9 protein-coding genes are annotated in these 12,311 nt (G+C 70.3%); all 9 read right to left on the minus strand.

Annotation, left to right across the window (positions count from 1 at the left end; translation table 11 throughout):
• Positions 1-182 precede the first annotated feature (182 nt).
• Entirely contained in the window at positions 183-2,702 is a 2,520-nt protein-coding gene (locus ON27_RS44780; protein ID WP_245559976.1) for a primosomal protein N', read from the minus strand.
• 82 nt (positions 2,703-2,784) lie between these two features.
• Positions 2,785-3,996: a methionine adenosyltransferase gene (gene metK, locus ON27_RS16475; protein WP_043727334.1), complete on the minus strand. Its 1,212-nt coding sequence runs from the start codon at positions 3,994-3,996 to the stop codon at positions 2,785-2,787.
• 229 nt (positions 3,997-4,225) lie between these two features.
• Positions 4,226-5,449 carry a bifunctional phosphopantothenoylcysteine decarboxylase/phosphopantothenate--cysteine ligase CoaBC gene (gene coaBC, locus ON27_RS16480; RefSeq protein ID WP_043727338.1) on the minus strand — a complete coding sequence of 408 codons (1,224 nt, stop codon included), beginning with the start codon at positions 5,447-5,449 and terminating at the stop codon, positions 4,226-4,228.
• Positions 5,450-5,492: 43 nt separating this feature from the next.
• On the minus strand, positions 5,493-5,774 hold the full coding sequence (gene rpoZ, locus ON27_RS16485) for a DNA-directed RNA polymerase subunit omega (protein WP_039798918.1): 282 nt from the start codon (positions 5,772-5,774) through the stop codon (positions 5,493-5,495).
• A gap of 26 nt (positions 5,775-5,800) precedes the next feature.
• A complete protein-coding gene (gmk, locus tag ON27_RS16490; protein WP_043727341.1) occupies positions 5,801-6,385 on the minus strand; it encodes a guanylate kinase in 585 nt (194 codons plus the stop codon).
• Between the two features lie 8 nt (positions 6,386-6,393).
• Positions 6,394-6,714 carry an integration host factor, actinobacterial type gene (mihF, locus tag ON27_RS16495; RefSeq protein WP_028476708.1) on the minus strand — a complete coding sequence of 107 codons (321 nt, stop codon included), beginning with the start codon at positions 6,712-6,714 and terminating at the stop codon, positions 6,394-6,396.
• Positions 6,715-7,279: 565 nt separating this feature from the next.
• Complete coding sequence (pyrF, locus tag ON27_RS16500; protein ID WP_043727366.1) at positions 7,280-8,104, minus strand: orotidine-5'-phosphate decarboxylase; 825 nt, start codon at positions 8,102-8,104, stop codon at positions 7,280-7,282.
• A 25-nt stretch (positions 8,105-8,129) separates the two neighbouring features.
• On the minus strand, positions 8,130-11,438 hold the full coding sequence (carB, locus tag ON27_RS16505) for a carbamoyl-phosphate synthase large subunit (protein ID WP_043727345.1): 3,309 nt from the start codon (positions 11,436-11,438) through the stop codon (positions 8,130-8,132).
• The coding region (gene carA / locus ON27_RS16510) for a glutamine-hydrolyzing carbamoyl-phosphate synthase small subunit (RefSeq protein ID WP_043727369.1) at positions 11,438-12,311 on the minus strand (874 nt) is incomplete at its 5' end. The genes carB and carA, both read right to left, overlap by 1 nt.

Below are 12,311 nucleotides of genomic sequence, written 5' to 3' on the forward strand. Positions count from 1 at the left end.
AGCGTTGCGGGTTAGAGATATTCCTCAATACGCCACAACATGGGCGACCGCGAGCTCCGGGCGTCGGCGCGGCTCATCGCGGCGAACTGCCGTTCGGCCCGATCCACCGGGACGCGCATCACATCGTCAGCGCAGGACGGTTGCGGAAGCATCCGAGAGTTCGCGCGTCCCGGTAGCAGCTGTCAGCCGATGTCGACGGGATCTATCTGGACGCGCAGCGGTGCGTCCGAGCGGTGCGTACTGCGGACCGCTTGGGCCGCGCGCAGGGCCCGCGCCAGCGCCGCTCCGTGGCGGCGTTCGACCCGCAGCAGCAGGCGTTCGACTGCGGCGGGCGAGTCGCCGGAGGAGAAGGGCGTGCGGGCGCCGTCCGGCAGCGGCACCGGTCCGAGACGGTCGACCGCACCGGGCAGATCCGCCGCCGCGAGCAGTTCGGCGATGGTGTCGGCGGTGCCGTCGATCGCGGCGAGGCGTACCGCGGGCGGGAAGCCGACCTCGGCACGCGCCGCCACCTCGGCGCGTGCCGCGCCCACCGGGTCCCATCGGACCAGCGCCTGCACGGTGGGGATGGCGGGCTCGGCCACCACGATGACCTGGCCGTGCGCACGGACCAGCGCGGCCGCCGCCATCCAGCGGCGCAGCGCGTCTTCGGCGGCCCGCAGGTCGGCACGGCCGAGCAGCGCCCAGCCGTCGAGCAGGAGCGCGACGCCGTAGCCGCCGGGAACCACCGGTTCGGCGCCGACCGTCGAGACGACCACTTGGGGGCCCGGCTCCACGGCGTCGAGCACCGTGCCGCCCCCGGAACCCCGGATCGGCACGCCCGGGAAAGCGCGTCCCAATTCCTCCGCCGTGCGCGCCGCACCGATCACGACGGCGCGCAGCGCGCGCGACCCGCAGGTCGTGCATCGGAACGCGGCCTCGGTGATACCGCACCAGCGACAAGCGGGGCTCTGCGCGGCTGCGCCGGCTTCAGCAGCCGACCCCCGCGACGCGCGGGCCTCCGGCAGCGCGAGCGGCCCGTTGCAGTGCCTGCATCGGGCCGGAGTGCGGCATTTCCCACAGGCCAGCGCGGGAATGTAACCACGGCGTGGCACCTGCACCAGCACCGGCGCACCCTCCTTCAGGGCAGCACGAGCGGCGGCGAAGGCGACGCCGGGGATCCGCACGGCCCGGGCGACCGGATCTCGTTCCAGAGCGATGTCACTGTCGCCGGGAGCGCTGATCCGGGGGGCGGCCTTGCGCAGTACGGCGCGGTCGGCGACCAGATCGTGCGCCCAGCCGGAATCGACCACGGCCTGGATCTCGGCGGTCCGCGCGAACCCGGCCGCGACGAAGGCCGCGCCGGTCTCGTGGGCGCGCAACATCGCGACCTCACGGGCGTGCGGATACGGCGCGCGCGGTTCGGCGTAGGTGTCGTCGCCGTCGTCCCACACCGCGATCAGCCCGAGGTCCACCGCCGGGGCGAACACCGCGCTGCGCGTGCCGACCACCACCCGCGCCGAACCACGCAGCACCGCGAGCCAGCGCCGGTACCTCGCGGCGGGGCCGAGTCCGGCGGCGAGTCCGACCGCCGAATCCCCCACCAAGCGCACACATTCCGCCAGCACCCGGTCGAGATCGCGCTGGTCGGGCACCATGAGGATGGCGCTGCGCCCTTGCGCGGCCACCACCGCCGCGAGCTCGGCCAGCCGCCGTGGCCAGTCCTCGCCGGGTAGCGCCTGCCAGGCCGCGCGAGCCCCTTTCCCCTGTGCGAGCGCATCGACGAACGCCGCACCGTGCACGTAGCGCCCCCAGGAAGCGACATCCATGTGTTCCAGCAAAACCCGCGAGTCGCCGCGGCCAGCCCGGTCCGCGGAGGCGGCGTCCTGCTCGGCGTCGATTCGCGCGTCGACCGAGAGTTCTTCCCGCTGGCCCGAGGTCATCCCCGCAGGAGGCTCGTCGTTGTCCGTCTCCGGCCTGCGCGGCTGCCCACTCGCGGAGCTCCCAGCACTTGGTTCCCCCGCTCCGGCGGCATCATCATCCGCCGTATGCGGTTGCCCACTCGCGGCCCCCACAGCACCGGGTTCATCGGCCCCATCGGCACTACCATCAGCCGTAAGTGGTTGCCCGCTCGCCGAAATCGCGGCACTCCGTTCCCTCGCCACGACGGCATCGCCGTCCGCTGGCGCCGAGCCATCGCCGAGGTTCGCCGTCTCGATTTCCGCCACATCGGAATACGCGGATCGCGAATCGAAAGACGTTTGGTCTCCGATGCTTTCGATGGAGACTCCGTCCGCGCGTTCGGGGTTCAGCGAGGAAGCAGGATCGGGCACCACGGATTCAGGGGAAACAGCGTGGGCGGCCGAGGATGTCTTGCGGCCACCGGCTTCGGTGCGGGCATGACGCGGGGGGATCGCCAGCCGCAGGACGTCGGCGCGCGTGCCCGCGTACCGGGCAGCCACCGCGCCGGCCAGCTCGAGGATCTCCGGCGTCAGCACGCGCTCGCCGGAGACGACCCGTTCGAGCTTGACCAGCTTGCCGCCGTGGTCGGTGTGCGCCGATCGAGCGAGCAGATAACCGTCCACCAGGCGGCCCGCGAAACGGACACGCACCCGGACCCCGGGCTGGGCGATTTCGTCCAGCTCGGGGGGAACCAGGTAGTCGAAGTCGCGATCCAGGTGCGCAGGCGACAGCAGCGGGAGCACCCGGGCGATCGGCAGCCGCACAGCCGCGGGACCCGCGGACGGACGGTCCGCCTCGATGGCGGGGTTGTCCGCCGCGGGTTCGTTCACTCGGGCCTGATCGGGATCAGAGCCCGACGGCCGCGCGCAGCTTGTCCGCGCGATCGGTGTGCTCCCAGGGCAGGTCGACGTCGGTGCGGCCGAAGTGGCCGTACGCGGCGGTCGGCGCGTAGATCGGGCGCAGCAGGTCCAAGTCGCGGATGATCGCGCCGGGACGCAGGTCGAACACCTCCGCGATCGCGGTGGAGATGCGCGCCGGGTCGACCTTCTCGGTGCCGAAGGTCTCGACGAACAAGCCGACCGGGGCGGCCTTGCCGATCGCGTAGGCCACCTGGACCTCCACCCGGTCGGCCAGGTCGGCCGCGACCACGTTCTTCGCGACCCAGCGCATGGCGTAGGCGGCCGAACGGTCGACCTTCGACGGGTCCTTGCCGGAGAAGGCGCCGCCGCCGTGGCGGGCCATGCCGCCGTAGGTGTCGACGATGATCTTGCGGCCGGTCAGGCCCGCGTCGCCCATCGGACCGCCGAGCACGAACTTGCCGGTCGGGTTGACCAGCAGACGGATGTCCGAGGTGTCCAGCGTGGGCACCTCCAGGTCGGCGAGCACCGCGTCGAGCACCTTCTCGCGGATGTCGGGGGCGAGCAGGTTGTCCAGATCGATGTCGGCGGCGTGCTGGGTGGAGATGACGACCGTGTCGAGGCGGACCGGGCGGTCGCCGTCGTACTCGATGGTGACCTGGGTCTTGCCGTCCGGGCGCAGGTAGGGCAGCACACCGGACTTGCGCACCTCGGTCAGGCGGCGCGACAGCCGGTGCGCGAGCGCGATCGGCAGCGGCATCAGCTCGGGGGTGTCCTTGGTGGCGTAGCCGAACATCAGACCCTGGTCGCCCGCGCCCTGGCGCTCGATCTCGTCGTCGGAGCCGCCGACCCGCGCCTCGTGCGAGGTGTCCACACCCTGCGCGATATCCGGCGACTGCGCTCCGATCGCGATATTCACACCGCAGGAATTTCCGTCGAATCCCTTTGCCGAAGAGTCATATCCGATTTCCAGGACCTTCTCCCGGACAATTCGCGGAATATCGGCGTACGCCGACGTGGTGACCTCGCCGGCGACATGAACCTGGCCGGTCGTCACGAGGGTTTCCACCGCGACCCGGCTGCGCGGATCCTCCGCGAGCAACGCGTCGAGAATGGAATCGCTGATGGCATCACAGATTTTATCCGGATGACCTTCGGTCACGGACTCACTGGTGAAAAGCCGGCTCCCGGACGTGCGCACAGTTCTTCCCTCTCCCTCAACGGGTTACTCGTATCGGGTTGCGACAGTAACGCGAAGTCGCGACTGGGCAACCCTTGGATTCCAGACTATTCCAAAACACCGACCCGGCGGGGACCTACCGTACAGCCATCCCAGACAGCTGAACCGGCGGTGTCCCGGCGGCACCGAAATGGTGACGGCGGCGCGAACGAACGACCGAATATCGATCCTGGCAGGCACGCGGCCCGGCTCAGCGCAGCAACACACTCAGCGCGTCGAGCACCCGGCTGGCCAGTAACGCCTTCGACCCGTGATCGAGCGCCTGCTCGGTGCCGTCCGCACCCAGCAGCCAGCCGTCGTTGGTGTCCACCTCGAACGCCTTGCCCTCGCCGACGGCGTTGACCACCAGAAGATCGCAGCCCTTGCGGGCGAGCTTCGCCCGCGCGTGCGTGAGGACGTCGCCGTGCTCGTCACCGGTCTCGGCGGCGAAGCCGACGATCGCGGTGCCGGGCAGTTGTCCGTCACGTCGCGCCTGTACGAGCCCGGCGAGGATGTCGTCGGTCTTGGTCAGCGGAATGACGTCCGGCTCGCCCGCGCCCTTCTTGATCTTGGCGGCGGCGACGTTGGTCGGCCGGAAATCGGCGACGGCCGCGGCCATGATCACCGCGTCCGCGCCGACGGCGTGCTTGTCGACCGCTGTCTTCAGCTGTTCGGCGGTGGTGATGTGCACCAGGTCGACGGCGGCGGGCGCCGCCATCTCGATCGTGTTGCCCGCGATGAGCGTGACGTGGGCGCCGCGCTGGGCGGCGACCCGCGCGAGCGCGTAGCCCTGCTTGCCGGAGCTGCGGTTACCGAGGAAACGCACCGGATCCAGCGGTTCCCTCGTGCCGCCCGCGGTGATGACGACCCGGCGGCCCGCCAGATCGCGCGGGATCGCGTCGGCGCGCTCCATGAGCAGCGACGCGAGACCGAAGATCTCCTCGGGCTCGGGCAGTCGTCCGGGACCGGTGTCGGCGCCGGTGAGCCGGCCCGCCGCGGGTTCCATGACGACGGCACCGCGAGCGCGCAGCGTCGCGACGTTGGCGACGGTCGCCGGATGCTCCCACATCTCGGTGTGCATCGCGGGCGCGAACAAGATCGGACATCGGGCCGTCAGCAGCGTGGCGGTGAGCAAGTCGTCGGCGCGGCCGGACGCGGCGCGCGCCATCAGGTCGGCGGTCGCCGGGGCGATGACCACCAGGTCCGCCTCCTGGCCCAGCCGAACGTGCGGGACCTCCGGCACGTCGGAGAAGACGCCGGTGTGCACCGGGTTCCCGGACAGTGCTTCGAAGGTCGCCTTGCCGACGAACTCCAGCGCCGAGTGGGTGGGGATCACCCGGACGTCGTGTCCGGTCTCGGTGAACCGCCGGACCAGAGAGCACGCCTTGTAGGCGGCGATCCCTCCGGCTACGCCGACGACGATCCTTGTGGTCACTACGCCTCCGGCCTAGTCGTGGTCACGACGAACGCGGTTCGCCTCACTCGCCTTCGGAGTGCTCGAGCAGGTCGGAGTGGATCTCACGCAGGGCGACCGACAGCGGCTTCTCCTGCAGACCCGGCTCGACCAGCGGGCCGACGTACTCGAGGATGCCGTCGCCGAGCTGGTTGTAGTAGTCGTTGATCTGGCGGGCCCGCTTGGCCGCGTAGATGACCAGGGCGTACTTGGACGACGTGCGCTCGAGCAACTCGTCGATCGGCGGGTTGGTGAGGCCGACCGGCGTGTCGTAGGCGGGCGCGGTCTTGGTGTCCGTACTGCTCACTAGGGGGACTCCTGGTGTTGGGGAGGTCACGAACTCGAATTTGTGCTAACGAACAACGATACCAACTGCTCACAGGCGCTGGTCACCTCGTCGTTCACGATAACCATGTCGAACTCGTCACAGGCCGCCAGCTCGATCCTGGCCGTTTCCAGCCGGCGCTCGATCACCTCGGGCGACTCGGTGCCGCGCGAGGTCAGGCGCGCCACCAACTCCTCCCAGCTCGGCGGGGCGAGGAAGACCAGGATCGCCTCCGGCATCGCCCTGCGCACCGACCGCGCGCCCTCCAGGTCCACTTCGACCAGCACCGGAAGGCCTTCCGCCAGCGCGGCGCGCACCGGCCCGGCGGGCGTGCCCGAACGCTGCAACCCGCCGTGGATGTCCGCCCATTCGAGCAGTTCACCCGCCTCGATCATCGCGTCGAACTCCGCACGGGAGACGAAGCGATAGTCGAGGCCGTCGACCTCCCCGGGCCTGGGGGCCCGGGTCGTTGCCGACACGCTGAAGACCAGGTCGGGCAGCCGTTCGCGGACACAGCGGACCACGGTGGACTTGCCCACGGCCGAGGGGCCGACCAGTACTACCAGTCGACCCTTCCGCGTGTGTTCGATCACCCTCGTCGTCAGGCGTCGAAGTCGAACCGGGCCAGCAGCGCCTTGCGCTGCCGATCGCCGAGTCCGCGCAGCCGCCGGGTGGGGGCGATCTCCAGCTCGCTCATGATTTCCGCCGCCTTGACCTTGCCCACCTTCGGCAAAGCCTCCAGCAGCGCCGACACCTTCATCTTGCCGAGGATCTCGTCGGTCTCGGCGTCGGTGAGGACCTGCTTCAGGTTGGTGCCGCCACGCTTCAAGCGCTCCTTGAGCTCCGCCCGAGCGCGGCGAGCGGCAGCCGCCTTCTCCAAAGCAGCGGCGCGCTGCTCGTCAGTCAGCTGGGGAAGGGCCACGGTTCCTCCGTCTCATCGTTCATTGCATCAACTCCTGCCGGTAACCCGGCAGTCTCAGCGACCGTACCCACGACGTCCGCCGATTGCGAACCCACCCCCCAGGTCAGCGCATGATTCCGAGCGGCGAGCGGACCGGGGCGGCGCCGGTGGCGGCCCGCCCGCGCCACCGCGCGGCTCGCGCTGCCGACGTCGCGAAATATGCCGCCAGCAGGCAGTTTTCGACAGACCGAGTGGTTTGCGGAAGGGTTGCGGCACGGCGGCGCATCTCTCCAGCAACCCCTCGACCGCCCTACCAGGAACTTCTTCGAAAATTTCCGCGTGTCGCGAGTTCGCACCGCGTGTCGGGCGTCACATCCGGTCGTCACGGCCGCCATGAGCGGCATCCGATGCCGATCCTGGCCCTGTACGCCGGTCCAGGAGCGATGTGCCGCTCCGTGCACCCGCGGTTCCCGAAATCGGCCCAGGAGCGCGCACAGGTACCGGCAACGACCGCGTGTGGGCGTGCACCTGCACGCACAGGCCACGAAACGACCGAAGGCCGGCGCGGGTGCGCCGGCCTTCGTGGTCATTTCCGCAGAAACGCGAACGCGTCCTGGCGGGCGTGCACACTGGCACGCAGTGCCGGGACGGCGGGGCCGTCCCGGAGCACTTCCCGCGAGACGTTCGGGACGACGGCGCCGAGCATCGGCTCGGGGACCAGGTTCCGGATCGTCTCCGGACCGCCGCCCTGGGCGCCGACCCCGGGCATGAGGATCGGCCCGTTCAGCGCGGACAGGTCCGGAGCCGCGGGCAAGGTGGCCCCGACCACCACGCCCACCGAACCGAACGCTTCGCCCGCGTTGCGGGCCGCGGCCTCGTCGACCATCGTCTGCGCCACGGCGCGGCCGTCCGCGGCCACCGCCCCCTGCACCTGCGCTCCTTCGGGATTCGACGTCGCCGCGAGCACGAAGACGCCGCGCTGGTTGGCCCGCGCCAGCGTGAGCGCGGGCGACAGCGACCCGAATCCCAGATACGGCGAGACGGTCACCGCGTCGGACCCGAGCGGACCGTCGGCCAGCCAGGTCCGGGCGTAGGCGTCCATGGTCGACCCGATGTCGCCGCGCTTGGCGTCGGCGAGCACCAAGGTCCCCGAGGCGCGCAACACCTCGATGGTGCGCTCCAGGACCGCGATACCGCCGGAGCCGTAGGCCTCGAAGAACGCGACCTGCGGCTTGACCAGCGCGACCAAGCCGTCGAACGCCTCCACGCAGATCTCGGCGAACCGCTCCAGCCCCTCGACGTTCTCGGTGAGACCCCAGGACCGCAGCAGTTCCGGATGCGGGTCGATGCCGACGCACACCGGCCCGAACTGCCCCATAGCGTGCCGCAACCGGTCGCCGAAGGTCTTCATCTCGCCCGCTCCGTCCTCCCGCGGCTCACCCACGCAGCACCGAGTGCAGTTCTTGCAGCGACCGCACACCGATTCCGCCGTTGATGCTGGCCTCGATGCCTTGCACGGCGGCCGCCGCGCCCTGCACGGTGGTGATGCACGGGATGTTCACCCCGACCGCCGCGCTGCGGATCTCGTAGCCGTCCACCCGCGGGCCGGAGTTGCCGTAGGGCGTGTTGAACACCATGTCGACCTCGCCGTCGCGGATCTGCTCCACGATCGTCGGCTCGTCGCCCGGGCCGATCTCGGAGTGCTTGCGCACCTGCTCGCACGGAATACCGTTGCGGCGCAGCATTTCCGCCGTGCCTTCGGTGGCGAGGATGCGGAAGCCGAGGTCGTGCAGGCGCTTCACCGGGAAGACCATGGCGCGCTTGTCCCGGTTGGCGATCGAGACGAACACGGTGCCCTCGGTGGGCAGCGAGCCGTAGGCGGCGGTCTGGCTCTTGGCGAAGGCGGTGCCGAAATCGGCGTCGATGCCCATCACCTCGCCGGTGGACTTCATCTCCGGCGACAGCAGCGAATCCACGCCGCTGCCGTCGGCGCGCCGGAAGCGGTGGAACGGCAGCACGGCCTCCTTGACCGCCACCGGAGCGTCCAGCGCGACGTGCCCGCCGTCGCCCTCGCTGGGCAGCATGCCCTCCTTGCGCAGCTCGGCGATGGTGGCGCCGAGCATGATCCGCGCCGCGGCCTTGGCCAGCGGCACCGCGGTCGCCTTGGACACGAACGGGACCGTCCGGCTCGCGCGCGGATTGGCCTCCAGCACGTAGAGCACGTCGTCCTTGAGCGCGTACTGCACGTTGAGCAGGCCGCGGACGCCGATGCCCTTGGCCAGCGCGACGGTCGAGCGGCGTACCGCCTCGATGTCGCTGCGGCCCAGCGTGATCGGCGGCAGGGCGCAGGCCGAGTCGCCGGAGTGGATGCCCGCCTCCTCGATGTGCTCCATCACGCCGCCGAGGTAGACCTCCTCGCCGTCGCACAGCGCGTCGACGTCGATCTCGATCGCGTCCTCCAGGAACCGGTCGACCAGCACCGGATGCTCCGGGCTCAGCTCGGTCGCGCGGGAGATGTAGCCCTCCAGCGAGTTCTCGTCGTAGACGATCTCCATACCGCGGCCGCCGAGCACGTAGGACGGGCGCACCAGCACCGGGTAGCCGATGTCGCCCGCGATCTTGCGCGCCTGCGCGAACGTGGTCGCGGTGCCGTACTTCGGCGCGGGCAGTCCGGCCGCGACCAGCACCTCGCCGAACTCGCCGCGGTCCTCGGCCAGGTCGATGGCGGCCGCGCTGGTGCCGACCACCGGCACCCCCGCGTCGGTGAGCCGCTGCGCGAGACCGAGCGGGGTCTGCCCGCCCAGCTGCACGATGACGCCCGCGACGGTGCCGGACTCGCATTCGGCGTGGTAGACCTCGAGCACGTCCTCGAAGGTCAGCGGCTCGAAGTAGAGGCGATCGGCGGTGTCGTAATCGGTGGAGACGGTCTCCGGGTTGCAGTTGACCATCACGGTCTCGTACCCGGCCTGCGACAGGGTCTGCGCCGCGTGCACACACGAGTAGTCGAACTCGATGCCCTGGCCGATGCGGTTCGGACCGGACCCGAGAATGATCACCTTCGCGCGTTCGCGCTGCGGCGCCACCTCGGACTCGGCGGCGGGATCGAGCTCGTAGGCCGAGTAGTGGTACGGGGTCTTGGCCTCGAACTCGGCGGCGCAGGTGTCGACGGTCTTGAAGACCGGGCGGATACCGAGCCGGTGCCGCAGGGCGCGCACGCCGGTCTCCCCCGCCAGCTCCGGCCGCAGCGCGGCCAGCTGACGGTCGGACAGACCGTAGTGCTTGGCCCGGCGCAACAGCTGCTCGTCCAGCACGGGCGCGTCGAGGATTTCCTGGCGCAGTTCGACCAAGCCGGCCAATTCCGCGACGAACCACGGGTCGATACCCGAGGCGGCGGCGACGTCCTCGATGCTCGCGCCGTGGCGCAGCGCCCGCTCCACCTGGTAGATGCGCCCCTCGGTGGGAGTGCGCAGGTCCGCCAGGATCGCTTCGGCGTCGGTCCATGCCCCGTCGTCCTGGGTCCAGAAGCCCGCGGCCTTGGTCTCCAGGGAACGCAGCACCTTGCCCAGCGCCTCGGCGAAGTTGCGGCCGAGCGACATCGCCTCGCCGACGGACTTCATGGTGGTGGTCAGCGTGCCGTCGGCGCCCGGGAACTTCTCGAACGCGAATCGCGGCGCCTTGACGACCACGTAGTCCAGGGTCGGCTCGAAACAGGCCGGGGTTTCCTTGGTGATGTCGTTGACGATCTCGTCGAGCGTGTAGCCGATGGCCAGCTTGGCCGCGATCTTCGCGATCGGGAAGCCGGTCGCCTTGGAGGCCAGCGCGGACGAGCGCGAAACGCGCGGGTTCATCTCGATGACGATCAGGCGGCCGTCGAGCGGGTTGACCGCGAACTGGATGTTGCAACCGCCGGTGTCGACGCCGACCTCGCGCAGGATGGCGATGCCCAGGTCGCGCAGCTTCTGGTACTCGCGGTCGGTGAGCGTCATCGCGGGGGCGACGGTCATCGAGTCGCCGGTGTGCACGCCCATCGGGTCGACGTTCTCGATCGAGCACACCACCACGACGTTGTCGCGGCCGTCGCGCATCAGCTCGAGTTCGTATTCCTTCCAGCCGAGAATGGACTCCTCGATGAGGACGTTCGCGGTGGGCGAGGCGGCCAGGCCGCCGCCGGCGATGCGGTCGAGGTCCTCGTCGTTGTAGGCCATGCCGGAACCGAGGCCGCCCATGGTGAACGACGGGCGCACCACCACGGGAAAGCCGAGCTCACCGACCGTCTCGCGCACCTCGTCCATGGTGAAGCAGACCCGCGAGCGGGCGCTCTCCCCGCCCACCTTGGCGACGATGTCCTTGAACTTCTGCCGGTCCTCACCGCGCTGGATGGCGTCGAAGTCGGCGCCGATCAGCTCCACGCCGTACTTCTCCAGCACACCGCGCTCGTGCAGCGCGACCGCGGTGTTCAGCGCGGTCTGGCCACCCAGGGTGGCCAGGATGGCGTCGGGACGCTCCTGCGCGATGACCTTCTCCACGAACTCCGGCGTGATCGGCTCCACGTACGTGGCGTCGGCGAACTCCGGGTCGGTCATGATCGTCGCCGGGTTCGAGTTGACCAGCGACACCCGCAGGCCCTCGGCCCGCAGCACCCGGCACGCCTGCGTGCCGGAGTAGTCGAATTCGCACGCCTGGCCGATGACGATCGGGCCAGAACCGATCACCAGGATGTGCTTCAGATCCTCGCGGCGAGGCATCAGGCTCCTTCCATGAGACCGGCGAAACGGTCGAACAGATACGCGGCGTCGTGGGGTCCGGCGGCGGCCTCCGGGTGGTACTGCACGGAGAAGGCGCGGCCGTCGACCAGCCGGACGCCCTCGACGGTGCCGTCGTTGGCGCAGACGTGACTCACCTCGGCCGTGCCGAAGGGAGTCTCGAACCGCTCGCCCCGCTCGCCTTCCAGCGCGAACCCGTGGTTCTGCGCCGTGATCGAGATCCGGCCGGTCTCGTGCTCCACCACCGGGATGTTGATGCCGCGGTGGCCGAACTTCATCTTGTAGGTGTCGCGGCCGAGCGCGCGGCCGAGGATCTGGTTGCCGAAGCAGATGCCGAACAGCGGCAGCCCTTCCCCGAGCACGCCGCGGGTCAGCTCGACCGCCGTGTCGGCGGTGGCCGGATCGCCGGGGCCGTTGGACAGGAAGACGCCGTCCGGCTTCAGTTCGAGGATCTGCGCCAGCGACGTGGCCGACGACACGACGTGTACCCGCATGCCACGCTGGGCGAACATGCGCGGGGTGTTGGTCTTGATGCCGAGGTCCACCGCGACGACGGTGCACCGGTGGTCACCGTCCGGCTCGATGGTGTAGAGCGCGTCGGTGCTCACCTCGCCCGCGAGGTCGGCGCCCAGCATGGACGGCTGGCCGTTCACCCTGGCCACCAGTTCTTCGGTATCGGCCAGCGCGGCGCCGGAGAAGATGCCCGCCTTCATCGAACCGCGGGTGCGCAGGTGGCGCACCAGCGCGCGGGTGTCGATGCCCGCGATGCCGACGATCCGCTGACGCTCCAATTCGTCCGGCAGCGTGGTGGTGGCGCGCCAGTTGGACGCCCGCCGCGCGGGATCGCGCACCGCG

The organism is Nocardia asiatica NBRC 100129, from assembly GCF_000308415.1.
Taxonomy (GTDB): Bacteria; Actinomycetota; Actinomycetes; order Mycobacteriales; family Mycobacteriaceae; genus Nocardia; species Nocardia asiatica.